Raw genomic sequence first — 24,880 nt, 5'->3', positions numbered from 1 at the left:
GCCGACGTGTCCCGCCGTGCTGTCACCTGTGCCGCTGGCCGACGTGTTCACGCATCGGCCAGATAGCGCTGCGGGGTGCGCCCCGTGATCTGTTTGAACATCACGATGAACGCACTCGCGCTGGCGTAGCCGAAGGCATCCGCTGTGGCAGCCACCGACGCGCCTTGCGCCAGTTGAGAAATGGCTTCCGCCACGCGCAGATGTTGACGCCACGTGACGAACGTCATGTCCGTCTCCGCCTGAAAGTGACGGGCCAGCGTGCGCCCGCTCACACCGAACTGTTCTCCCCAGAAGTCGAGCGTCAGCTTGCTGCCGGGGTCGTTCATCAGGTGTTCGCAAATCGCTTGCAGCCGTGCGTCGCGTGGCACCGGTACGCCTCGCTCGGGCGTCGCAGCTGTCTCACGCAGCACCCCCATGAGCGGCGGCACCGACAGCGCCGCGCGGCTCGTGGGGCCGTAGCTGTCGCCTTCACGGCCCACGGTCGCGGCCAATTCGCGAATGAGCGGTGTCGCCGGAATCACATTGGGGCGTGTCCAGTCCCACGGGAAGTGCTTCGGCTCGAAGTAGACGTTGCACATCTGTGTATCGCCGACCGCATGCAGCTCGTGCTCGACGTCCGAGGGGAGCCACAGCGCGCGCGTCGGCGGCAGTGTCCAGATGGCGAGCGGGGTGAGCGCGCGCACCACGCCGCGCACGGGAAACACCAGTTGACCGTGCCGGTGACGGTGCCAGATCAGTCGCTCGCCATGGCGATACGTCGTCACCTGCGCATAGACATCGCGAGGCAGCGGACGCACCGAATCGGGGAATCGCTTGCGCAAAAAATCGTTCATACGAGTTACTGATTTCGGGTGTCGTCAATCGGACGTCGAATGTCAAAAAATCGATATTTATTGTCGTCCTTGCTTTTTCTTAACCCGATATTCTCCATAGCCATCAATGTGTTGCGCCGGACCACACGCAAATTTAGTAATGAGTCTCATTTGCGATATTTCCCGCCAGTGTAGCGGGATTTAGCCCATCGGGGGCTGGCGCGGCCGTCCACTGCAAAACACCCGTCATACCCGTCAGATCCTAGGGTCACGAATCATCGATCGCCGGCCGAGGCCGGCAACAAGGGGAAGTGTTGTCAACGATGCAAACGAATCAGAACCAGAAACCTCACCGCGCGGCTCGGGGCCGTATGACTGACGGTGCGAGGGCAGGGCAGTCGCACCGCGCGTTTCGCTACACACCCATGGCACTCGCCATGCTGATGTTCACGGCAGCCGCGCAGGCGCAGACCGCGACGGCACCCGCAGGCACCGACGCCGCGCTGCCCGCCGCGACCGTCAACGCCCAGCGCGATGCGCAGACCGAAGGGACCGATTCGTACGGCACGTCGGCGACCACCATCGGCAAGACGCAACAGGCACTCAAAGACATTCCGAATTCAGTGTCGGTCGTCACCCGCGCGCGCATGGACGATCAGGCCATGACCTCGGTGTCGGACGCCCTGCAATACACCACCGGCATCACGGCAGTGAACTATGGCGACGGCACGTACTACTTCAATGCGCGGGGGTATAACGTCGGTGTGGAATTCGACGGGGTGTCGATTCTGAGCGGCATTCAGTACCAGCCGCAATTCGATCTGTCGATGTACGACCGCGTGGAAGTCTTCCGTGGCCCGGCCGGGTTGCTCGATGGCACGGGCGAGCCGGGCGGCACTGTCAATCTGGTGCGCAAGCGTCCGGGCGATACGTTTGCCGTGCGCAGCGAGACGTCCCTCGGTTCGTGGGCGCACTACCGTCAGATGATCGACGTGACCGGTCCACTCAACGACAGCGGCACGATTCGTGGCCGCGCGGTGCTCACGGGCGACACCGGCAACAAGTCGATCACGCGGGCGAGCGAGCGCAAGTTTCTCGCGTACGGCGCGCTCGAATTCGATCTCACGCCGCGCACGCTGCTCTCGCTCTCGGGCTCGTATCAGGTCAACCCGCTCGATGCGTTCGACTACGGCCAGTCGCTGCTGACCAACCGTCAGTTCTTGAAGGCGCCGGTCAATTCCAACTTCTCGCCGGACTGGAACTACAGCTGGACGGCGATGCAGGAGGTCAACGCCAAGCTTGAGCACCGCTTCGACGGCGGCGTCGTCTCCACGACGACGGTCAACTACCGGCATCTGTTGAGCAACAGCAAGTACGCCTATCTCGGGCCGGGCATCAACCCGGTGACTTTGACGGCCAACTACGCCGGGCAGTCGCAGCGCATGGAGAACAACCTGTTCGGCGTCGACTCGCATCTCTCGGGGCCGGTCGAGGCGTTCGGGCGAAAGCATGAGTGGCTGGCCGGGGTGAACTATCAGATGACGCAGCAGCGCAGCCTGTCAGGCTACGAGAGTCTGGGCAACTTCAGCGTGTTTGCGCCGCCGAGCGTCGAGCCGACGATTCCGTTCAATTACGGTAACAACCTGCGCATGCAGCAGTTCGGTGTGTACGGACAGGCACGCATACGCGTGCTCGACCCGCTCACCGTCGTGCTGGGTGGGCGCGAGGCGTGGTACCAGCAACAGAGCCAGAGCCTGATCCCGACGGAAACGCCTTGGACCACGACGTCGCGCGCGAATCACAAGTTCATTCCGTATGGCGGCGTCGTGCTGGCGATTACGCCGCAGATCAACGCGTACTTCAACTACTCGAAGATCTTCGCGCCGCAAACGGCGACCACGTTCGATGGTCAGGGGTTGGCGCCGCGTGAGGGGCAGCAGTACGAAATCGGGATGAAGGGGGCGTTTCTCGATGGCCGTCTGAATGCGACGGTGGCGGCGTTCCGCATGACCGACGTCAACCGCGCCGTGGCCGACCCGCTGCATCCGACGGGGTCGGTGGCGGCAGGCTCGGCACGCAGTCAGGGCTGGGAGGCCGAAGTGAATGGCCAGATTACGCGCAACTGGAACGTCTATGCTGGTTACACGCTGCTGAACTCGCGCTTCGAGAACGACCCGCAGCAGGCCGGTCAGTCGCTCGACGGCGAGGAGCCGCAGCACCTGTTCAAGCTGTACACGACGTATCGCTTTTCGGACGGCATGTTGAACGGGCTGCGTCTGGGCGGTGGCATGCGGGTGCAAAGCGCGACGTATCGTACGGTGGGCGCCGTGCAGGGCGGCTATGCGGTGTGGGACGCGATGGTGGCCTATCGCTTTAACCGCCGTCTGGAGGCGCAGTTCAACGTGAACAATCTGTTCGACCGCGAGTATTACGCGCGGGTGCCGTCGACGTTCTACGGCGAGTACGGCCAGCGCCGCAACTTCATGCTCACGCTGCGGGCCGACTATTAAGCGGTAGCTGACCCGGCGGCGCTGCCTTCCCTCGTGGCAAGGGCTGCACAGGGGCGGCCGCAGTGCTTCGGTACTGCGAAGCCGCCGTCGGCCGAAATTTTCAAATGGCGGTACACTCCTGCGACACGCCTGATTTTCCTGTCGGCGCTTCTCAGATTTCTGCCCGTTTGAACGACACCATGAAGTCCCCTGGTTCTGCCTCCCCCGCACCGGCCCACGACGCCGGTGAATGCGTCACGCTCGTCGCCACGGCGACCCTGCCTACCCGCTACGGTACTTTCGCGTCGCATGCGTTTCGCGTCAAAGACAGCGATAACGAACACCTCGCGCTAGTGATGGGCGATGTCGCGGGCGAAATCACGGACGATACGCCGGCACCGCTGGTACGTCTGCACTCCGAATGCCTGACGGGCGATGTTTTCGGCTCGTACCGCTGCGATTGCGGCGAACAGCTCGATGCGGCCATGCGCAAGATCGCGGCCGAAGGGCGGGGCGTCATGCTGTATCTGCGCGGCCATGAAGGCCGTGGTATCGGCCTGAGCAACAAGATTCGTGCGTATCTGCTGCAAGAGCAGGGGCGCGACACGGTTGAGGCCAACCTCGATCTCGGCCTGCCCGACGATGCCCGCGAGTACGACTCGGCCGCCGCTATCCTGCGCATTCTGGGCGTGAGCTCGGTGCGTTTGATGAGCAACAATCCGAAGAAGTTCGACACGCTCGTCAAGCACGGCATCCCCGTGTGCGAACGCGTGGCGCTGGACGTGCCGGTGCGCGAAGAGAACCAACGCTACATCCGCACCAAGCAGGTCAAGTTCGGGCACTACTTCGAAGAGAACGAATAAGCTACCGGCGGCGCTCGCCCACGATGAGGGCGAGATACACCAGACCGGCCGCTGCGCTGGTCTGGCCGCTGTAGTTCACCAATCCCATCCCCCAGCCCTGACGCGTCACGATCACGGCCAGCGCCACGATCAACGCTCCCCATCCCGCAATCCGTAACCGGCGCGTCCGCGAGCGCGAGAGTGTGGCGTTGAAGAACGTCTGCTGCTGGCGCTCTGTCGCCAGCGCCAAGGCGGCAAAGCCCGCCAGACAAATGAGGAAGGTGGTGAGATGCATCACGCGCGCTCCTCATTCAACGTGGCGTTGACCGGCACATCCGATGTGGACGATGAAGACGTCGGCGATGCGGTGGGTGCGGCAGGCTTGTTTCGCACGGGCTTCGTTTTCGGACGATGGCGTGCGGTGCGCACGGCAAGCCACGCATGCAACGCGGCAAAAACCCACAACATCAGATCGACACCGGCAAACGCCCAGTCCCCTGCGGCGATGCTGTGCCACAAACCGCGCGAAGTCGTCAGTGCATTCGCAATCGGCAGCAGGGCGAGCACTGCGGCGGTAATCCAGAGCAACTCGACCCATGCGCGTTTTGCCGGGCGCACAAGCGCGTAAAGCAGCGTCGCAGCCCAGACCCAATAGAACAGATCGACTTCGGTGGCGCTGCGCCCGGTGGTGCCCACCGGCAGCAACCGGTTGCCCCACAGGAACGCCGTCATCGCGATCGACAGGCCCGCGATGGCGGCAATGTTGAGGCGCTCGACCACGTGAAAACCGAAGTGCGGACGCATGGGGTCGGGCAGCCGGGTCCGGCGCTTGACCGTCCACATGACGAGGCCGGTGCCGACCATTGCCGTGCCGCCCAGACTCACGAGGAAGTACAGCCAGCGCAGGTGTAGATCGCTGAATCGGCCCAGATGCAGCGCGTACATGACACCGCGTGTTTCGGCCGCCGCGCCGACCGAGTCGTGTGTCTCGATCAGCTTGCCCGTTGTGCCGTTAAACAGCAGGTATTGCGGGCTCATCGACACGCGCGATGTTTCGCCGCGAGTGACCGCCACGCGCGCGGCAGCGTCGCCCGGCAGCGTCACGGTGACACGGCCAACGTCGTTCGCGCCCCAGCGGGCCTGTGCTTCGCGCACCATGGCGTCGATCGGCGCCAGCGGGGCTTTCTCTCCCGTGGCCTTCGCAGGCGGCGGGAACGCACTGAGTTGCCCGCTCATCTGCGCCCGGTCCATCGGCGTCTTGATTGCGACTTGCGCGCCCCACGGCATGTACATCGCCATGAGCGTGACTAGCCCGGTGTACGTGATCATCAGATGGAAGGGCAGGCCGAAGACCGACAGCGCGTTATGCGCGTCGAGCCACGAGCGTTGTCCCTTGCCCCATCGGAAGGTGAAGAAATCGATAAAGATCTTCTTGTGCGTAATCACGCCGCTGACGATCGCCACCAGCATGAACATCGCGCAGAAACCCGCCAGCCAACGTCCCCACAGCACCGGCAACGGATGGAACTGGAAGTGGAAGCGATAGAAGAATTCACCGCCCAGTGTCTCGCGCGCCTTGAGTATTTGTCCCGTCGCGGGATCGAAGGTCGCCTCTTCGAAGGCGCGGCGCGTAGCGGTAGCGCCCGTCGCGCCGGGGACTTTGGGGGCGGGCGCGTTGCGCCAGAACACATTGGCAACCGGGTTGCGTTCCGTGGGCAGATATACGCTCCACTGCGGGCTGTCGGCCGCAAGCGTCGAGAGCCGGTCGGCGACGTTCTGTGCGACGACGGCAACGTCGGGCGCCTGTTGCTGATGCGGCACTTCCGGGCGCATCCACTGCGAAATTTCGTCTTTGAAGTAGCTCACGGTGCCCGTGAGAAACATGGCATACAGCAGCCAGCCGACCAGCAGGCCCGCCCACGTATGCAGGTCGGACATGGTCTGACGGATGCCTCGGCCGGTATTCACCGCATCCACGGTTTTCTTCGCGGCCGTCATGCGGCACCTCCGGCGACACCTGCCGACACCGCCCACGCGGCCAGCGCGAGCGGTACGGCAACCACAATGAGACCTGCCCAAGCTCGCCACGCACTGCGCACGGCAAACACCCACACGACCGCCCCGGCATAGATCGCGAAACTGGCGAGCATGCCGGTAATCACCGCTTGCGGCTTGTCCATCGGCAAGGCGAGGACCGCCACGCTGGCGAGTGCCGCGATGGCGTAGCCGCCAAGCATGGCGGCCACGATGCGGGAGATGAGTGCGCCGACGCGAAACAGACCGGCACTGCTGCGAACCTGAGCCATGATGCGAACCGCTTACTTGTTCGGCGTTGCCGCCGGGCCTGCCGGAATCGGCTCGATGCCGTCGGCCTGCACGAACGTGGTGGTGGTGACGTAGCTCACGCCTTGATAGCGTTCGGCACCCTTGGCGCCCGCGCGCTCACCCGGCGTCTTGTCGGTGTGGCTGACTTCGGCCACGTACACGCCCTTCCACGGCATATCGAATTTCACATGGCCCTGCGCGTCGGTGTGGGCTTCCTTGGCCCAGCCCGATTGCGTGACCAGCGACACCTTCGTCTTCGCCAGCGGCTTGCCTTGGAAGAACAACTGGAACTCGCCGTGCTTGCCGGCGGGCACCAGATCGAGCGGCAGTTGCGGCTTCTGCGCCGAGAAGTCCGTCACGAGACGCGCTGCCGGACGGTACCAGTTGGTGACTTCCTGAGCGTCGCGCTTGAAAGTGAAGAGCGGGTACTTGGCGTCTTCGGCCACCAGCGTTTCACCGGCAGCGGCCTTGAACGGCAGCGTGAAGCCGTCGGCCGACTTGGTCGCCTCGGCGGTCTTCGCGCCAGAGGCCGACGTGAGCGTCGCGCTCGGCGCCACGAACTTGTCGAGCAGGCCCGGCGATGCTTCACGCAGGTTCTCGCCGAATTCGCCAAAGCGGATCACGGCATTCTGACCGGCGGGCTGTTCGATCCAGATTTGATGCGCTTGTGCGGCACCGGCAAACGCGGTGAGGGCACCGGCGGCGAGCAGGGCGATGGCGTGCGGAACAGTCTTTTTCATTACGGTTTCCTTAAAAGCGAGGCGATGCATGACAGCCATCGTCCTCAGAAGTCGATCTGTGCGGACAGCAGCACCGTACGCGGTGCGGCCACGGTGGCGTAGGTGCCGCTCATGAGCCAGTAATTCGAATTGAACAGGTTCTCGACGTTGGCGCGGAACACCACCGACTTGCCGGCCACGCGGGTGCGGTAGCGGGCGCCGATGTCGTAGCGTGTCCATGCCGGCAGCTCAAGCGTGTTGGCCGCGTTGAAATACATGCGCGAGGTGTTGATGATGCGGCCCGAGAGCGAGAGGCCCTGCACCCACGGCGTATCCCAGTCCACGCCGAAGTTGAACGCGCGCTTGGGCACGCCGTTGGCGTCGTTGCCGTCGTTCACGCCACCGGCCGTTTTCGTGAGCTTGGCGTCGTAGAAGGTCGCGCTGGCCATCAGGCGCAGGCCCTTCATCACTTCGCCGTAAGCCGACAGCTCGATGCCGCGGTTGCGTTGCTCGCCGTCGAAGCTGTACACGCGCGTGGCCGGGTCGGTGACCGAGTTCGGGCGCTGCACTTGGAACACCGAGATCATCGTCGTGACGGTGCCCCAGTCGGCCTTCACACCCGCTTCGTACTGCTTCGACTTGAACGGCGGGAAGACCTGCCCGGCATTGACCGTGCCGACCGGCGCGACGCCGCCGCGCGACAACCCGGAGGTGAAGTTCGCGTAGACGGAGACGTTTTGCAGCGGCTTGACCACGATGCCCGCCAGCGGCGAGACGGCGCTCTGGTCGTAGCTCGACGACAGGGCGCCGCTCGTGGTGTTGAAGTTGTCGAGCGCGACGCGTTGCTGACGCAGGCCGCCGGTGAGCAACACGCGATCGTTCAGGAACGACAGCGTATCGGTGATGGCGAAACTGGTGAGCGCCGACTCGGACGCCTTCTTCGGCTCGGTGCGTGCCGCGCCGACCGGCGGCAGCGGCACCGGGTTGTAGATGTTCGAGGCGACTGAGGTCGTGCCCGGCACGTACGCGTTACCCGAGTCCTGCTCGAGACGGCTGGCCTGCACGGTCACGGTGTGGCCGATGCCGAACGTCTTGAAATTGGCGCGGGCGCCGACATCTGCCGTGCGCGAGCGCGTGTACGAGTCGTAGTACGAGTTCGTGACGTTCATGTTGCCCAACGAATCGGCACCGCCGATCGGGAACGTCTGATACGCCGTGGCGTAGTGGTAGCCGACTGCCCCCCACACCGTCACGTTACGCAGGACGTCGTATTCGAGTCGCGTCGTGACGGCGGAGTCGTGCAGATGCAACTCGCTGCCCGGATAGAAGTTGCGATAGCCGGACGGGGCATCGGGAATCTTGGTGACCGACGACTGGAAGCCGACCTGCGGGCGGAAGTTGTCGGTGCCTTCGTGCTGCGTGTAAGCGTCGAGCGACCAGCGCAGGCGCTGTCCCGTGTAGTCGAGGCCGACCGAGCCGAAGCCGACGTTCTGCTTGCCGTCGTCGAGCGTGGTCTTGCCGTTGCGGTACACGCCGTTGACGCGAATGCCCCATTCCTGCTGTTCGCCGAAGCGGCGGCCAACGTCGGCTTCTACGCCAAGCTGTGCTTTGCTTTGGAAGGTGGTCGTCAGGCGCGTGAGCGGTTCAGTGCCTGCACGCTTGGTGACGACGTTGATCGCGCCGCCGATGCTGCCGCTCGGGCCGATGCCGTTCATCAATGTGCCCGGGCCCTTGAGCACTTCCACGCGCTCGACGATGGCCGCTGGTACACGGCTTGCCGACGCCATGCCGTACAGGCCGTTCAGGCCCACGTCGCTGCTCGATACGGTGTAGCCGCGAATCTGGAAGTCTTCGCCGAAGCCGCCGCTGGAGGTCAGCATGCGCACCGACGATTCGTTGATGACCACGTCGGCGAGCGTGCGGGCCTGCTGGTCGCGCACCATCTGCTCGGTGTAGTTCATCGTGCTGAACGGCACGTCCATCGCATCGGACGAACCGAGAATGCCGAGGCTGCCGCCGCGCGCGATCTGGCCGCCGGCGTAGGCCGGTTGCAGGCCGTTGTCGTAAGTCGCCGTGACGTGGGTCGTGGGCAGCATGGCGGCAGTGTCGGCCACGCCGGCATGCGTCGCCGGCTGGATCAGGAAGCTGCCGTTCGATTGCGGGACGACTTCCACCCCTGTGCCTGCCACGAGTGCTTCGAGGCCGTTACGCGGCGTATAGGTGCCTTTCAGGCCACTGCTGTGGCGACCGGCGGTGACCTCGGGCTTGAACGAGAGCATGATGCCGGCGTCGCGGCCGAAACGGCTCAGCGTGTCTTCCAGTGTGCCCGCAGGAATGTCGTAAGCGCGGGCGGCGGGTGCCGATGACGATTGCGCGTGTGCCGAGAGCGGCAGGACGAGCGCGGGCGATGCGACGGCCGTGCCCAGAACGATGCGGCCCAGCGCACATGCCATGCGCGTGCGGCGAAATACCCAATGTGGTTGGCTCGGCTGGTGTTGCCGTCCCCGAACGTGACCCATGATCTGACCTTTCGTGTGGAAGAAGAGTGTTGGTGCTCGTCCTCCATGACCCGCGAAATATCGAAACGGATCACCTTTCTTCAAAATATTTTGCGAATGACTGGCGGGGCACGGTCCGGGTGGTCTGTGCGTGTGGTGCCGTGTCGCATGTGTGCGCTGTTGGCAAAGGACACCAACCATCGGGCGGGTCATCGGACAGGTCACCGGGTCACGCCGGCACGAGCCGGATTTCGCGCGCACCCCAGAAGCGCGTCACCGAATCGGTGCGCACGGCCAGCGTCGTGCCGAGCGTGTCGAGCACCTTGCCGACGTCGTCGAGCGGAAACGTCCCCGAGACCCGCAGGTCAGCCACGCGCGGATCGCAGGTGAGCGACGTGTCGCTGTAGCGTGCCAGTTCTGCCACGAAATCGGCCAGCCGCATGCTGCGCGCGACGATGAAACCTTCGGCCCATGTCGCTTCGGTACTCGGTACGGCAATCGGTGCTGAAATGGCGTCCCCCGTGTAGCTCGCATGCGACCCGGCGCGCAGCACGAGGGATTGCGATGGGCTTCGACTGGGCCGGATTTCGACGGCACCTTCATACACGCTTACATGCGTGCCGCCGTCCAATTCGCGCACGGTGTAAAGGGTGCCAAGTGCACGCGCGGTGCCCTGCGCTGTTTCGACGAGAAAGGGGCGTGCAGGCTCGTGCGAATCGGCGGCTGTGGTGATCAGTACCTCGCCCGCGATCAGTCGCACGCGCCGTTCTTGTTCGGTGAAAACGATATCGACCGCGCTGCCGGTATTCATCACCAGCCGGGTGCCGTCGGCGAGCATCAGCGTGCGTCGCTCGCCGACGCTCGTGCGGTAGTCCGCCGACCATCGCTGCCACGGCGACGAGTGCATGACACCCCACGCGCCGCTGCCCGCAAAGAACAGCACGGCGAGCGTCTTGACGGTGCGTCGCCGGGCAGGGGAGGCGGGGGGCGTCAGTGCCGCTTGCGCGATGCTCGCTTCGACGGGCGAGGCGAGCGGTTGCAACTTGCCCTTGACCGACTCAATACGCTTCCATGCGCGTTCGTGGTCGGGATGCGCGTTGCGCCATTGGTGCCACGCCGCGATGACCGCCGGCGACACGTCGTCGCTCTGGAGTTCGATCAGCCACTCGACGGCGCGCTCGGCAACGTGCGCAGGCACGGTCGCCGCCCCTCGGGTGGCCTCGTACCAAGCGGATGACATGGCGCTCATGCGTCGGTCATCCGATAAAGGACAGATCGGCGAAGTAGCAGCGCTGCAACGCTTTCGCGAGATACCGTTTGACCGTGGGCACCGAGATGCCCAACGCGTCGGCCACTTGCGCATGCGTCTGTCCGTCGAGCTGCGAACGCAAAAAAGCCTGCCGCACGATGGTGGGCAGGCCGTCGAGCAGACGATCCAGTTCGATTAGGGTTTCGAGCAGCATGGCGCGTGTTTCGGGCGACCATTCGACTTCACGCGGGGCTTGAGCGAGCGCTTCGAGATAGGCGCGCTCAAGCTTTTCGCGCCGCCAGTGGTTGGATACGAGATTCTGTGCAACCGTCGTGAGATAAGCACGCGGCTCGTCGAAGGTTGCGGGCACGCGTTCGCTGCCGAGCAGACGCACGAAGGTGTCGTGCGCGATATCCGCCGCTTGTTCGGCACTGCCCAGACGCCGGTGCAGCCAACCCTTGAGCCATGAGTGATGGTTGCTGTATAGCAACTCGACAGTGGAAGGGAGGAGGGTGCCCGACGTTTGCATGATCCAGCCTGATGTTCGGTCCACTCACGACACGCTGGTCCAGCGAGAACACTGGCAGGTCATGCAGCAGTTGAAACGAATGCTCAAGGAATGTTAATGATAATCATTATTAATAACAGATGGGAAATTTCCCGTCAATGAAAAACCCTTGAGAGCGTGCGGGAAGCGGGATCTGGTGAAATGCCCGGGAAGCCCGTCGCGCGGCCTTGAGCGGGAAGTTCGGAGTGCGATGGGGTACGCAGAAATTAATGCTTGACGGTGCATTTAGGGCTCGGCTACTATCCGCCCTGTCTTCCATCCAAGGGGTTTGTTCGTGAATTCTGATGCCAGTTGTAGTCGACCTTTGATCGACTGATTGCCTGAGGATCCACAGCCTTCCCTGTGCCGCGTCCTCATGCAGGATGCGGTGTCTAGCGCGCCATCGACGTTCGTCCGAACGTAATCGTTTCCGGCGCCATTCCCGCAGAAATTTCTACCGTCGTGCCCATGCCGGGCGCTGTCGTTGCGTGCTTTGCATTTGCCTTCGCATCTGCATCGGCCAACGCGTGCGCACGTGCGTGCCGACTCGCCCTGTTGCTTACGGCACGGGCGTTCGCAGCCATGCGAGGAAACCATGCGCGCTTTTCAAACATTTCAGGCTTTTCAAAGCCAACCCACGCGCACCACGCCGGTGTCGCGTCTGACCATCGTCTGCCTGGCAGAAGCCCTCAATACGCTTCGCAAGCAGATGTTCACCGATCTCACTGCGCTCGGTTTGCGGGCCACACACGTCAGCATCACGCGCTGGAGCGATCGCGACGTGGCCTCGGCCACCGTTACGCTCGATTGCTCGCAGGCCTCGCGTGCGTCGCTCACGGCGCTGGTCATGCGCCTGTCGGGCGAGAACAGCGTGCGCCGCGTGTTCTGGTCTGACGATGCCAATCGCCCCGATCGCCGGGCGGCTGTCGATCGTGCCGATCGCGCCACCAACGGTTCCGTTTCTCATCCTGCTGCCGGGGGAATGGCGGGCTTTGCCGCCCCGGCCTGAGCTTTCTTTTCAAACCATTGCAGTTCGTCACGGGCGGCCATGTGCCGCCGATGATGGCGAGCCAACGATTATAAGGAGTCCGATATGGACGATGGAAGTAGTCGAATAGCGCCCGTCGGGGCCGCACGCGAGGCGTGCGGGATTCCGGCGGGCGACCACAGCCTTGCAACGGCAGCACCCATTTATCACCGACCGCGCGCAGCGCGGCGCGGCGGGGTACGTTCGCGCTTTTTCCGGGAATCGAGAGACGCCCGGTAGCGATTGACGACCCTGGCCGGCCGCCATGTCAGCGTAAGCCGCGCCCAGGAAATCGTTATGAACAAGAACCTTCGCTCGCGCCAGAAACAGCGTGGCTTTGTCGATCATCCGACAGCCACCGAGCGCGCCATTACCGGCCCCGATGCCGTCGCCAAGCTCGCCACCGAGCCGCTGCACGACATGCTCCACACCCTCGGCACCGACCTGCGCGGGCTCACGCTCGCCGAAGTCGGGCAGCGCCACACGCGCTACGGCCCCAACGAGATCGCCCACGACAAGCCACCGCACTGGACCGTGCAGTTGTTGCGCGCTTTCAACAATCCGTTTGTGATGGTGCTGCTCGTGCTCGCCACGATCAGCTTCTTCACCGACGTCTATTTTGCCGATCCCGACGACCGGGATTTCAAGAGCATCATCATCCTGCTGACGATGGTGACCATCAGCGGCCTGCTGCGGTTCTTTACCGAGTTCCATTCGCTGCGTGCCGCCGAGAAGCTCAAGGCGATGGTGCGCACCACCGCCAGTGTCCGTCGCCGCGTGGTGTCGTCGGGCAAGCCGGAGCGCCACGAAGTCGCCATGCGCGAGCTCGTCGTGGGCGACATCGTGACGTTGCAGGCAGGGGACATGATTCCCGCCGATCTGCGTCTGATCGAATCGCGCGATCTGTTTATCAGTCAGGCGGTGCTCACCGGTGAAGCGCTGCCGGTGGAGAAGTACGACACGCTTGGCGCCGTCGCCCAGAAGTCGGTCGACACCGGGCCGGCCAAGCCGGTTCAGAAGAACAGCGCCAGCCTGCTCGATCTGTCGAACGTCTGCTTCATGGGGACGAACGTGGTGAGCGGCACGGCCCTCGGTGTGGTGGTGGCCACGGGCAGCGACACCTATTTCGGTGCGCTCGCCAAGAACGTGGTCAGTCACAAGCGCGTGGAGACGAGTTTCGACCGCGGCGTGAACAGCGTGAGCTGGCTGCTGATTCGTTTCATGCTCGTGATGGTGCCGATCGTCTTCATGATCAACGGCCTGACCAAGGGCGACTGGATGAGCGCCCTGACGTTCGCGCTGGCAGTTGCTGTGGGCCTGACGCCTGAAATGCTGCCGATGATCGTGAGCGCCAACCTCGCGCGCGGTGCGTTGGCGATGGCGCGCCGCAAGGTGGTGGTCAAGCGTCTGAACTCGGTGCAGAACTTCGGTGCCATGGACGTGCTGTGTACCGACAAGACCGGCACGCTCACGCAAGACAAGATCATTCTCGAGCAGCATCTCGACGTGGTCGGCAACGAGCAGGAAGACGTGCTGCGACTGGGTTGGCTCAACAGCTATCACCAGAGCGGCCAGCGCAATCTGATCGACGTGGCGATCATTCGCCGGGCCAACGAGATCGGCGAATCGGTGCAACCGCGCACCTTTGCCAAGATCGATGAACTGCCGTTCGATTTCGTGCGTCGTCGTTTGTCGGTGGTGGTCGCCAATGAGCGTGGCGAGCATCTGATGGTCACGAAGGGCGCCGTCGAAGAGATGCTGGCGGTGTCCACGCATGTGAAGACCGCCCAAGGGGTGCGAGTGCTCGACGATACGGCTCGCGCCATGTTGCTCGCACGCGCCGAAGCCTATAACGAAGACGGTTTCCGCGTACTGGTCGTGGCCACGCGCGATATTCCGGCCGGCGAGACCAAAACCCAATACAAGACGTCCGACGAGACGGGCCTCACGGTCTGCGGCTTCCTCACGTTCCTCGATCCGCCGAAGGACTCGGCGGCCCCGGCCATTGCCGCGCTGCGTGAATACGGCGTCGCCGTGAAGGTGCTCACCGGCGACAATCCGATCGTCACGCTGAAGGTCTGCCGCGAGGTCGGGCTGGAGCCGGGCACGCCGTTGTTGGGCGCCGACATCGAGCCGATGGACGAAGACACGCTGCGTGCTGCCGTCGAGCACACGACCGTGTTTGCCAAGCTTGCCCCGTTGCACAAGGCTCGCGTGGTCAAGGCGTTGCAGGCCAATGGCCACACGGTGGGCTTCCTGGGCGACGGCATCAACGACGCCCCGGCGTTGCGCGATGCCGACGTGGGTATCTCGGTCGACACCGGTGCCGATATTGCCAAGGAGACGGCCGACATCATCCTGCTCGAAAAGAGCCTGATGGTGCTCGAAGCAGGGGTGGTCAAGGGCCGTGAGACGTTCGGCAACATCCTCAAGTATCTGAACATGACGGCCAGCTCCAACTTCGGCAACGTGTTCTCGGTGCTGGTGGCAAGCGCCTTCCTGCCGTGGGAGCCGATGCTCGCGATGCAGTTGCTCGTGCAGAACCTCGTGTACGACATCTCGCAGATGTTCCTGCCGTGGGACCGCATGGACCCCGAGTTCCTCAAGAAGCCGCGCAAGTGGGATGCGGGCAATATCCGCCGCTTCATGCTGTGGATCGGACCGACCTCCTCGGTGTTCGATATCACGACCTACGCGCTGTTGTGGACGGTCTTCGGTGCCGGTGCGATGTATCACCTGCACGGCGGCAGCGGCGGTCAGGTCATCATGAATTCGGGCTGGTTCATTGAAGGGCTTGTCTCGCAGACGCTCGTGGTGCACCTGCTGCGCACGCAGAAGATTCCGTTCCTGCAAAGCACGCCGGCGCTGCCGATCATGCTCTCGACGACCGTCGCGATCGCTATCGCTTGCTGGCTGCCGTATTCGCCGTTTGCCGAAACACTCGGGTTCGTCAGCCTGCCGGGCTCGTACTTCTACTGGCTGGCGGCCACCATGCTCGGCTACATCGCGCTCGCACAGACGGTGAAGACGATCTACATCCGCCGCTTCGGCCGCTGGTTCTGAGCTGAGGTCTCAGGCAGCCACTACCAATCACTGCATCACACGCAGCCATGCCCGCGTCCGACCGTCCGGTGGACGGGCGCGGGCAGGTGACCCACACAAGCCCCCGTGCAGCGCACGCGGGGCAGCATGAAAAAGAGCGAACGACTCATGAAGAAGCAACTCATCTCGCTGGCTTTGGCTTGTCCCCTCAGCGCCTTCGCCGCGCATCCGCTCGTGACCGACGACACGGGCACCCAAGGCGACGGCAACTGGCAGTTCGAAACGAATGGCGAAGCCACCGCCAAGCAACCCGACACGGGCCGTCAATTTCTCTGGAACAGCACGCTCACGCGTGGCTTCGGCGAAGCGCTGGATCTCTACGCCAATGTGCCGTACACCCATGTTCAGCAACGCTCCGATACCGCAGCGACCGGCATCGCCGATCTGGAACTCGGCGCGAAATGGCGGCTGTATGACGACGGGGCCTTCAGCCTCGGCCTCAAGCCTTACCTCACGCTCCCGACAGGCAATGACTCGCGCGGCCTCGGCACAGGTCGCGTGAACGCCGGCGCAACCTTGCTCGCGCAATACGAAATCGATGACTGGACGTTCCTCGTCAACGGCGGCGCGGTGTATCAACCGAACCGGCAGGGCGTGCGCGAAACGGTCTGGAAAGTCTCGGGGGCCGTGTTGTATCGCGTGCTGCCGACGACTCGCCTGCTGCTCGATATCGGTACGTCGCAGAACCCCGATTTCGCACAGCCGACCAGCCCGGCATTCATGATCGTCGGCGCCATCTACAGCCCGAAGCCGTGGCTCGATCTGGACGTGGGCTATCGCCGGGGGCTCAACCCGCAGACCTACGATTACTCGTGGCTGGCCGGGGTGACCGTGCGCTGGTAAATCGATAGCGCGTTAAATCTCGCGCAACCGTACTCGTCGCCGTCATCACACGGCCTGTGACGATCTCACCTGCCGGGGGCACTGGGTCAGCAATGACCCGGCACCCCCGGCTTTTCTTATGCTCGTCTTCACATCAAGACGATTGTCTTGTCAAATGCAAACGATTATCATTGCACTTTTCAGTTTCCCTGAGATAGTGCGGCGCGCGAAGGTCGGCTCGCCATGACACTACGATGACTGCCATGCCCGCCATCCCTAGGCCCGCCTCGATGTCCCGAATTCCGCAATGAACGAACTCCAGCTCGGTGCCGGCCGGCAGCGGCGCGCGTTCTGGCTCAAACACCTGCACCAGTGGCACTGGATCAGTTCGGCGATTTGTCTGCTCGGCATGATGCTGTTCGCGATCACGGGCTTCACGCTCAACCACGCAGGGCAGATTGAAGCTCACCCCCAAGTCGTCAAGCGCGCGGCGCAGGTGCCCGATGCCCTGCTGACGCAGCTTGGTGAGACACCCCACAAGGACAAAGGCCCGGTACCGGCGGCGCTCGCCGATTGGCTGCACACGTCGCTCGCCATCGATGCCGAGGGCCGCGAGGCCGAGTGGTCGGCCGACGAGATTTACGTCGCGTTGCCACGCCCGGGCGGTGATGCCTGGGTGAGCGTGGATTTGCAGAGCGGTGAGACCCAGTACGAACTGACCACACGCGGCTGGATTTCCTATTTGAATGACCTGCACAAGGGCCGCAATACCGGCAACGCGTGGAGCCTCTTTATCGACGTGTTCGCGCTGGCGTGTCTGGTGTTCAGCGTGACCGGCTTGTTTCTGCTCAAGCTGCATGCGGGCAACCGCATGGCGACATGGCCGCTGGTCGGTCTGGGACTCGTCATCCCGTTGCTGCTCGTCATTCTGTTCATTCACTGAGCATTCACCGAGACGCAGCGACCGAATCGGGGCGCATCGGTAGTGTCGATATCGTTTTCTTAGTACTTCAATCTGAACTCAACCCGAGGTTTGCTCGATAGGGGATAGCCATGCGTCGAATGCTTTCCGTCACGTTGACCGGTCTGGTGGCAGCACCATTCGCGGGCAATGCGGCGGCCGCCGAGATGACCGTCAAGGTCGAAATTCCGCGTCTGAACGTGGCGGAGTATCACCGTCCGTATGTGGCAATGTGGATCGAAAAGGCGGATCAGTCGCCCGTGACCACGTTGTCGGTCTGGTACGACGGCAAGCTCAAGAATGCCGAAGGCACCAAGTGGCTCAAGGACATGCGCCAGTGGTGGCGTAAGGCAGGGCGCGACATGACGATGCCGGCCGACGGTGTGTCGGGCGCGACGAGAGCCCCCGGTGAGCACTCGCTGACATTTGTCGACGGCAAGGCGCCGCTGGGCAAGCTGGCCGCCGGTGAGTACCAACTCGTGGTGGAAGCGGCCCGTGAAGTGGGCGGCCGCGAACTGATTCGCGTGCCTTTCACGTGGCCGCCTGCGGACGCGAAGTCGGCGCAGGTCAAGGGCGAACACGAACTCGGCGCGGTGTCGCTGAGCGTGAAGCCCTGAGCCGCGACTGCCACCTCACTACCGAATTCCTCTTTCCAGAATCGCTGTACAGGAGCTGATCATGAAGTTCTCGCTGAAGAAGCTGTCTCTCGTCTCTGCACTGGCCATCGCCGCATTGGCACCGCTCGCCGCACAGGCCCACCGCCAGTGGTTGCTGCCATCGGCCACCGTGCTGTCGGGCAACGATCCGTGGGTGACGGTGGACGCCGCGGTTTCGAACGACCTGTTCTACTTTGAGCATTTCCCGATGCGTCTGGACGGCCTCGCCGTGACGGCGCCGGACGGCAAGCCGGTGAAGGCCGAGAACGCATCGACGGGCCGCTATCGCAGTGTCTTCGACGTGCATCTCACGCAGGACGGGACGTACAAGATCGCTGTCGTGAACCACGGGCTGTCGGCGAGCTACAAGGTGGGTGCCGAGACCAAACGCTGGCGCGGTTCGCCGGAAGCGTTTGCGAAGGAAGTACCCGCTAACGCGCAAGACCTGCAAGTGACGGAAGGCCTGTCGCGTGTCGAGTCGTTTGTCACGCGCGGCAAGCCCACGACGACGGCGCTGGCCACGACCGGTCAAGGGCTTGAGCTGGCACCGATCTCGCATCCGAACGATCTGGTCGAGGGCAGCACGGCGAGCTTCCGTCTGCTGCACGACGGCAAGCCGGCGGCCAACGTGAAAGTGGAAGTGGTGCCGGGCGGCATTCGCTACCGTGACAAGCTCAACGATCTGTCGGTCACGACCGATGCCGATGGCAAGTTCAGCGTGAAGTGGCCTGCCCCGGGCATGTATTGGTTTGAAGCTGATGTGCGTGACGACAAGGTCTCGATCAAGCCAGCGAAGGCACGCCGTGCGGCTTATGCCGCGACGGTGGAAGTGCTGCCGCAGTAAGGCGGCAATCTGCCCCCGGTTAGTCCTCACTTCGCGCCCATGACGCCTCTCGACCTGCCTGTCGAAGTACGGCACGAGCCACGTGTGCTCGTGCCGTTGCAGATGACGTCTGCCGGTGTGCAACCGCACGCCGGTGGGCGGCTCGGACATCTGGCCGGGCAGACGATGGGCACGACGTGGTCGGTCGCGTATGTGCAGCCGCCAGACGTTGCAAATGCACGTGACGATGCGGGGACCGACGCCGGGACCGACGTGTGCATTCGCGCGGTCCTCGCGCGCGTGGATGCGCAGATGAGCAATTGGCGCGACGACTCGGACATCAGCGCGTTCAATCGTGCAGAAGCAGGGCAATGGATCGCGCTGCCGGACGATGCCTTTCATGTGCTGGAAACCGCGTTGCGTGTCGCCCGCGAGAGCGGCGGTGCATACGATCCCAGCGCGGGACCGCTCGTCGATCTGTGGGGTTTCGGCCCCGCACCACGTCGCGAAGTCGCGCCGAGTGTGGATGAGGTCATGTCCGCACGCGAGCGCTGTGGCTGGGCGCGCGTGGTGCTCGATATTCAGGGCAAGCGTGCACAGCAACCCGGTGGTATCTCGCTCGATCTCTGCGCGATTGCCAAGGGCTTTGCGGTCGATGCCGTGTCGTTGGCGCTTACTGACGTGGGCATCGCGCACCATCTTGTCGAGATTGGCGGCGAGCTGCGCGGTGAAGGCGTCAAACCCGATGGCATGCCGTGGTGGGTCGAACTGGAAGCGCCTGTGACGAAGGCCAATTCCGAGGCCGCAGGTATCGCGCAGGATCTCGTCGCGTTGCACGGGCTGAGTGTGGCGACGTCCGGCGACTATCGCCGTTTCTTCATTGATGCATCGCAAACGTCGGCACCTTCGAAGCGATATGCACACACGCTCGATCCACGCACGGGTTATCCGGCGAGTCACGCATTGGCGTCGGTCAGCGTCGTGCATCGTGAATGCATGCTGGCCGACGCCTGGTCGACCGCGCTCACTGTGCTCGGCCCGCAGGCGGGCATGCAGCTCGCTACCGCGCGCGACATCGCCGCACGCTTTGTGATGCGTGTTCCCGACGGTTTTCGCGAGACGGTGACGCCTGCGTATCGGGCGATGTATTCATGAATACCGTTAAATCCGCAGCGTTCCACTGGTCGACATTGGGACTGAGCGCAACGTCCGTGGCGGGTGCCGCGCTGGCGTGGGTGAGTCCCGCGCGTCCGTTGATGGCAGGGGGCGTGCTGCTCGCCTATCTTGCGGGAAGCCTCGCCGTAATCGGTGCGCATCGACGGCGCTCGCGTCAGTCTGCGTTTGAAGTCGTGAGTTCAGAGACGCCGCCGGAATCAACCACGCTTGTCATCTATGCAAGCCAGACCGGTTTCGCTGAACTCCTCGCGGCGAATACGACCACAGCTTTACGCGATGCGGGCGTGGCCATACGTCCGATCTCGATCGATGCATTGAACGCCGACGCACTGATGGCGTGCAGGCAAGCGCTCTTCATCGTCAGCACGACGGGCGAGGGCGATGTTCCGGATAGCGCGTCCGGGTTCACACGCAAGATGATGAACCGTGCGCTCGCACTGCCCGGCCTGCGCTACGGCGTGCTGGCGCTGGGTGACCGCACTTATACGGAATTCTGTGCCTTCGGGCATCGGTTGACGCATTGGCTGGAGGCGAGCGGCGCACAGGCAATGTTCGACACCATCGAGGTCGATAACGGTGACGCCGGAGCCATTCGTCACTGGCAGCACCAGCTTTCGGCGATGGCGGGCGGCGCAGAGATTGCCGACTGGGAGCCGCCGAGTTACGCGTCATGGCGTCTGCAATCACGCGTGCTGCTCAACCCGGATAGCGTTGGTGCACCGGCATTTCAGCTATCACTCGTGCCGGAAGACGGTGCCACTTCCCTCAACTGGCAGGCGGGCGATATCGTGGAAATCGGCCCGCGTCATTCGGCGCAGTTCGTTGCGGATTGGCTGCGCGAGACCGGCTTCGCGGCCGACGCCGCCGTGCAATGTGACGGAACCTCGATGACGCTTGTGCAGGCGCTGGCGTCTCGCATGCCAGCGTCGGATGCCACCGGCGCGATGCTCGCGCATACGCCGCAGGCACTTGTCGATGTGCTGGTGCCGCTGCCGCATCGTGAATATTCGATCGCGTCGCTGCCCGCTGATGGCCGGTTGGAATTGCTGGTGCGTCAGGCGCGTTATGCCGATGAAACACAGCCTGACGGCTTCCGTCTGGGACTGGCCTCGGGTTGGCTCACAAAGCACGCCACCATCGACACGCGCATCGCGATGCGCGTGCGCACCAACCGCGCGTTTCATCCACCCGCTGACGACGTGCCGCTGATTCTGATCGGCAACGGCACGGGGCTGGCCGGTCTGCGCGCGCATTTGAAGTCGCGTGCTGCTCGTGGGGCGCGTCGCAACTGGCTGCTCTTCGGAGAGCGCAACGCCCGTCATGACGCATTCTTCGCCGACGACATCACGCAATGGCAGGGCGATGGGGTGCTCGAACGTGTTGACTGCGCGTGGTCGCGCGATGGCGGCGACGTCCGCTATGTGCAGGATGCTTTACGCCGCGCGGCGTCCGATATCCGTGCATGGATCGATGCCGGTGCCGCGATCTATGTCTGCGGCAGCTTGCAGGGCATGGCCCCCTCGGTGCATGCCGCGCTCGTCGAGACCCTCGGGGCGTCCGGCCGTGACGGTAGCGCAGTATTGGACACCCTCACCGAATCGGGCCGGTATCGCCGCGACGTCTACTGACGTCCATACCGAAGATCACACCCAAGTTCACACCCAAGTTCACACCGATGCCGGGTAGCTGCCCCAGTGGCCGGCATCCCGCATATGTCCTTCCAGAAAGTCGACGAACACGCGTACTTTTGCCGACAGGTTAAGTCGCTCGGGATACACCGCGTAGACATCCGCCGGGGGCAGGTGCCAGTCGGGCAACAGCCGGACGAGTCGGCCGTCATCGATGAACGATTGCACCTCCCATGCCGAGCGCATGAGCACGCCGTGCCCGTCGAGCGCCCATTTCAACGTGGCCTCCCCGTCGTTGCTGCTCATCGCACCGTGCACTTTCACGGGTTGCTGGCGCTTGCCCTTGTTGAAATGCCACGTGCCGTAGGCCGTGTCGTTTTCGCGCAGCACGATGCAAAGATGCTGGCGCAGGTCTTCCGGTGTGCGCGGCAGGGTGCGCCCGTTCAGATAGCTTGGCGACGCGCACACAAAGCGCTCGTTATGCGCCAGCCGTTTCGCCACGAGGCGGGAATCGGGTAATTCGCCCAGTCGAATGCCCACATCGAACGCCGATTCCGCGAGGTTCATCGGACGGTCGGTCAACTCCAACTGCACTTCCACGTCGGGATAGCGCTGCCGAAACGCCGAGAGCGCCGGCACGATGTGTCGCCGCCCGAAGCCGAACGTGGCATTCACCTTGAGCAACCCCTGCGGCACGTTGCGGCTGCTCGACACCATGCGCTCCAGTTCCTGCACCTCTTCGAGCAGCGATGAGCCTGCCCGCAGGTAGCGCTCGCCTTCCTCGGTCATCGTGATACGTCGCGTGGTGCGGTTGAGCAGCCGCACACCGAGCCGTTTTTCCAGCAACGCCAAGCGGGCGCTGACGGCGGGCGGAGTCACGCCGAGATCGCGGGCCAGCGACGACAGGCTGCCGTGGCGCACCAGCCGCACGAAGAATTCCAGATCGGCGATCGCGTTCATTGTTAAGAAAAATCTAAGAATGGTTTAGATAAGTCTGCATTATGCACGGAACATCGCGAAATTAAACTGGCGGGACTGGATCAATGGGCGTTGCCCGTGACAGGAGACACCCGCAAGGAGGGCCCCATGGGGCAAACGATGTATCGCAAGATCGTGGACGCTCACACGGTCTTCCCGATCGATGCGCAGCACGTCGCGCTGTATGCCGACCTGCACATCATGAACGAGTACACCAGCCCGCAGGCATTTGCCGGGCTGGCCGAGAAGCAATTGCCCGTGCGCTGCCCGCAGAAGCAGATGGGCGTGGTCGATCACGTGATTCCCACGCATCCGGTCGCCACGTCGCGCCGCACGATCGCCATCGAGGCGGCGTCGCATCAGGCCGCGAACTTCACACGCAATTGCGAGAAACACGGCATTCACCTGTTCGACGTGCAGGATCGGGAGCAGGGCATCGAGCACGTGGTGGCACCCGAGATCGGGTTGATTCGCCCCGGCATGGTGGTGTTGTGCGGCGATAGTCACACGACGACTTACGGCGCTTTGGGTGCGCTGGGGTTCGGTATCGGCACGTCGGAAGTGGAGCACGTGCTCGCGACGCAGACGCTGGTCTATCGCGTGGCGCAGGACATGCGCATTCGTGTGGACGGCAAACTGCCGGGCGGCACGACAGCGAAGGATCTGGTGCTGCACATCATCGCGCGCATCGGTGCACAGGGCGCGCGGGGCTACGTCGTGGAGTACTGCGGCGAGGCCATCGGCGCACTGAGCGCAGAGGCACGCATGACGTTGTGCAACATGACCGTGGAAGCGGGCGCACGCGGGGCACTCATTGCGCCGGACGACATCACGGTGAGCTACGTCGCTCCGCGCATTTGCGACATGGATGCCGCCGCGTTGGCATCGGCGGTGCAGGCGTGGCGGGAACTGCGTTCTGATGACGACGCCGCGTTCGATATCGAGCACGTCTTCGATGCCGCCCAAGTGGCGCCGTTCGTGACGTGGGGTACCAGTCCCGATCAGGCGATTGCGATCGGCGAGTGCATTCCGGCGTTGTCTGCCGATGCCCTGACGGATGCCAGTGCCACCAAGGCACTCGCCTATATGGGGCTGACGGCGGGGCAACCGATCGATGGCGTAGCGATCGACCACGTGTTCATCGGATCGTGCACCAACGCACGTATCGAAGACTTGCGCGAAGTGGCATCGGTGGTGCGTGGGCGCAAGGTGGCGTCGTCGGTACGGGCGATGGTGGTGCCGGGCTCCGGACGCGTGCGCGATCAGGCGGAAGCGGAAGGCATCGCACAGGTGCTGCTCGACGCGGGTTTCGAATGGCGGCAACCGGGCTGTTCAATGTGTCTCGCGATGAACGACGACGTGCTGGCCCCCGGGCAGCGCTGCGCGTCCACGACCAATCGCAACTTCGAGGGCCGTCAGGGGCGCGGTGCGCGCACCCATCTGATGAGCCCTGCCATGGCCGCTGCCGCTGCGCTGGCCGGGCGAATCGTCGACGTACGCAAGGAGTTTGGCTATGGCCAGTCATGACCTGTTGAGTGGGATCGCGGCACCGTTGCCGCTGGAAAATCTCGATACCGATCAGATCATGCCGAAGCAGTTTCTTCTCGGCATCGACAAGGCGGGGCTGGCGCGCGGTGTGCTCTACGACTTGCGCATGACGCCGCAGGGCGAGCCGCGACCGGACTTCGTGCTGAATCGGCCTGAGTATCGCGGCGCGCGCGTCCTGATTGCCGGCGCGAACTTCGGCTGCGGATCGAGCCGTGAGCACGCCGTGTGGGGGCTGATGCAGGCAGGTATCGACGCCGTGATCGCGCCGAGTTTCGGCGAGATTTTCTACTTCAATGCGCAGAACAACCGGCTGCTGCTGGTGACGTTGCCGCCTGCCGAGGTGGCACGGCTCAATGCCATCGTCAGCGACCCGCGTCACAGCCTGCTCACGATCGACGTGCAGCAGCAAGCCGTACTCACGGCCACCGGCGAGCGTTTCGGTTTCGAGATGCCGGCGCGGCAGAAGCGCATGTTCGTCGAAGGGCTCGACATGATCGGCATGACGCTCGCGGAGCGTGCGTCCATCGATGCCTTCGAGGCGCGTCATCAGGCACGTCATCCGTGGATGTCGATCGATTTGCCGGCGCAGCAACGCGCGGCGGCATCGAAGTAAGCACGAAGTCGCTTAAACCCCGTTCGCCTTGAAGCCGGCACAGTCCGGCGGGGCGGCGGCATAAC

The 24,880-nt window shown here is 63.7% G+C and carries 21 protein-coding genes; 12 read left to right on the top strand and 9 right to left on the bottom strand.

The features are described 5' to 3' along the window. Positions 1-47: 47 nt before the first annotated feature. A complete protein-coding gene (locus CDV44_RS12900) occupies positions 48-833 on the bottom strand; it encodes a helix-turn-helix domain-containing protein (RefSeq protein WP_087688370.1) in 786 nt (261 codons plus the stop codon). Positions 834-1,237: 404 nt separating this feature from the next. On the opposite strand from CDV44_RS12900, the gene CDV44_RS12895 reads away from it, so the two are divergent. Together CDV44_RS12895 and ribA are read left to right on the top strand one after the other, a co-directional pair. Then, positions 1,238-3,322: a TonB-dependent siderophore receptor gene (locus tag CDV44_RS12895; protein ID WP_249277530.1), complete on the top strand. Its 2,085-nt coding sequence runs from the start codon at positions 1,238-1,240 to the stop codon at positions 3,320-3,322. Between the two features lie 179 nt (positions 3,323-3,501). Further along, positions 3,502-4,164 carry a GTP cyclohydrolase II gene (gene ribA / locus CDV44_RS12890; RefSeq protein WP_087688368.1) on the top strand — a complete coding sequence of 221 codons (663 nt, stop codon included), beginning with the start codon at positions 3,502-3,504 and terminating at the stop codon, positions 4,162-4,164. A 1-nt stretch (position 4,165) separates the two neighbouring features. Here the strand turns inward: ribA and CDV44_RS12885 are convergent, their stop codons facing one another. The 7 genes from CDV44_RS12885 to CDV44_RS12855 form a co-directional block, all read right to left on the bottom strand. Next, the gene (locus CDV44_RS12885) at positions 4,166-4,438 is read right to left on the bottom strand and encodes a DUF3325 family protein (protein WP_249277529.1); all 273 of its coding nucleotides are present in this window, start codon (positions 4,436-4,438) and stop codon (positions 4,166-4,168) included. Beyond that, positions 4,438-6,141: a PepSY domain-containing protein gene (locus CDV44_RS12880; RefSeq protein WP_087688366.1), complete on the bottom strand. Its 1,704-nt coding sequence runs from the start codon at positions 6,139-6,141 to the stop codon at positions 4,438-4,440. The genes CDV44_RS12885 and CDV44_RS12880 overlap by 1 nt, the downstream gene beginning before the upstream one ends. Further along, positions 6,138-6,449 (bottom strand): DUF3649 domain-containing protein, encoded by a 312-nt coding sequence (locus CDV44_RS12875; protein ID WP_087688365.1) that lies wholly within the window; start codon positions 6,447-6,449, stop codon positions 6,138-6,140. The genes CDV44_RS12880 and CDV44_RS12875 overlap by 4 nt, the downstream gene beginning before the upstream one ends. Positions 6,450-6,461: 12 nt before the next feature. Beyond that, a complete protein-coding gene (locus CDV44_RS12870; protein WP_087688364.1) occupies positions 6,462-7,208 on the bottom strand; it encodes a DUF4198 domain-containing protein in 747 nt (248 codons plus the stop codon). A 44-nt stretch (positions 7,209-7,252) separates the two neighbouring features. After that, positions 7,253-9,640, bottom strand: coding sequence for a TonB-dependent receptor (locus CDV44_RS12865; protein WP_249277528.1), 2,388 nt, complete (start codon positions 9,638-9,640; stop codon positions 7,253-7,255). Between the two features lie 274 nt (positions 9,641-9,914). Further along, positions 9,915-10,934, bottom strand: a complete 1,020-nt coding sequence (locus CDV44_RS12860; protein ID WP_249277527.1) for a FecR domain-containing protein — start codon at positions 10,932-10,934, stop codon at positions 9,915-9,917. 7 nt (positions 10,935-10,941) lie between these two features. Then, complete coding sequence (locus CDV44_RS12855) at positions 10,942-11,463, bottom strand: sigma-70 family RNA polymerase sigma factor (protein ID WP_087688361.1); 522 nt, start codon at positions 11,461-11,463, stop codon at positions 10,942-10,944. A 613-nt stretch (positions 11,464-12,076) separates the two neighbouring features. Here CDV44_RS12855 and CDV44_RS12850 point away from each other — a divergent pair. The 8 genes from CDV44_RS12850 to CDV44_RS12815 all read left to right on the top strand — a co-directional run bounded on the left by CDV44_RS12850 (position 12,077) and on the right by CDV44_RS12815 (position 21,676). Continuing rightward, entirely contained in the window at positions 12,077-12,490 is a 414-nt protein-coding gene (locus tag CDV44_RS12850; RefSeq protein WP_087688360.1) for a hypothetical protein, read from the top strand. A 315-nt stretch (positions 12,491-12,805) separates the two neighbouring features. Next, positions 12,806-15,571 carry a magnesium-translocating P-type ATPase gene (mgtA, locus tag CDV44_RS12845; protein WP_058379561.1) on the top strand — a complete coding sequence of 922 codons (2,766 nt, stop codon included), beginning with the start codon at positions 12,806-12,808 and terminating at the stop codon, positions 15,569-15,571. A gap of 147 nt (positions 15,572-15,718) precedes the next feature. Next, positions 15,719-16,453: a transporter gene (locus CDV44_RS12840; protein ID WP_058379560.1), complete on the top strand. Its 735-nt coding sequence runs from the start codon at positions 15,719-15,721 to the stop codon at positions 16,451-16,453. Positions 16,454-16,739: 286 nt separating this feature from the next. Then, entirely contained in the window at positions 16,740-17,375 is a 636-nt protein-coding gene (locus tag CDV44_RS12835) for a PepSY-associated TM helix domain-containing protein (protein WP_087688359.1), read from the top strand. 110 nt (positions 17,376-17,485) lie between these two features. Next, a complete protein-coding gene (locus tag CDV44_RS12830; RefSeq protein WP_058379558.1) occupies positions 17,486-18,010 on the top strand; it encodes a DUF2271 domain-containing protein in 525 nt (174 codons plus the stop codon). Positions 18,011-18,071: 61 nt separating this feature from the next. Further along, positions 18,072-18,893 carry a DUF4198 domain-containing protein gene (locus CDV44_RS12825; protein WP_087688358.1) on the top strand — a complete coding sequence of 274 codons (822 nt, stop codon included), beginning with the start codon at positions 18,072-18,074 and terminating at the stop codon, positions 18,891-18,893. A 39-nt stretch (positions 18,894-18,932) separates the two neighbouring features. Continuing rightward, positions 18,933-20,027: an FAD:protein FMN transferase gene (locus CDV44_RS12820; RefSeq protein WP_087688357.1), complete on the top strand. Its 1,095-nt coding sequence runs from the start codon at positions 18,933-18,935 to the stop codon at positions 20,025-20,027. After that, complete coding sequence (locus CDV44_RS12815; RefSeq protein WP_087688356.1) at positions 20,024-21,676, top strand: sulfite reductase flavoprotein subunit alpha; 1,653 nt, start codon at positions 20,024-20,026, stop codon at positions 21,674-21,676. The genes CDV44_RS12820 and CDV44_RS12815 overlap by 4 nt, the downstream gene beginning before the upstream one ends. Before the next feature lie 39 nt (positions 21,677-21,715). Here the strand turns inward: CDV44_RS12815 and CDV44_RS12810 are convergent, their stop codons facing one another. Continuing rightward, entirely contained in the window at positions 21,716-22,636 is a 921-nt protein-coding gene (locus tag CDV44_RS12810) for a LysR family transcriptional regulator (protein ID WP_087688355.1), read from the bottom strand. A 126-nt stretch (positions 22,637-22,762) separates the two neighbouring features. Between CDV44_RS12810 and leuC the strand changes: the two genes are divergently transcribed. Further along, positions 22,763-24,181: a 3-isopropylmalate dehydratase large subunit gene (gene leuC, locus CDV44_RS12805; RefSeq protein WP_087688354.1), complete on the top strand. Its 1,419-nt coding sequence runs from the start codon at positions 22,763-22,765 to the stop codon at positions 24,179-24,181. After that, positions 24,168-24,815 carry a 3-isopropylmalate dehydratase small subunit gene (gene leuD / locus CDV44_RS12800; RefSeq protein WP_087688353.1) on the top strand — a complete coding sequence of 216 codons (648 nt, stop codon included), beginning with the start codon at positions 24,168-24,170 and terminating at the stop codon, positions 24,813-24,815. The genes leuC and leuD overlap by 14 nt, the downstream gene beginning before the upstream one ends. Positions 24,816-24,880 lie beyond the last annotated feature (65 nt).

This window comes from Pandoraea sp. PE-S2R-1 (assembly GCF_002179865.1).
Classification (GTDB): domain Bacteria; phylum Pseudomonadota; class Gammaproteobacteria; order Burkholderiales; family Burkholderiaceae; genus Pandoraea.
This window is presented reverse-complemented; position numbering and strand designations above follow the sequence as displayed.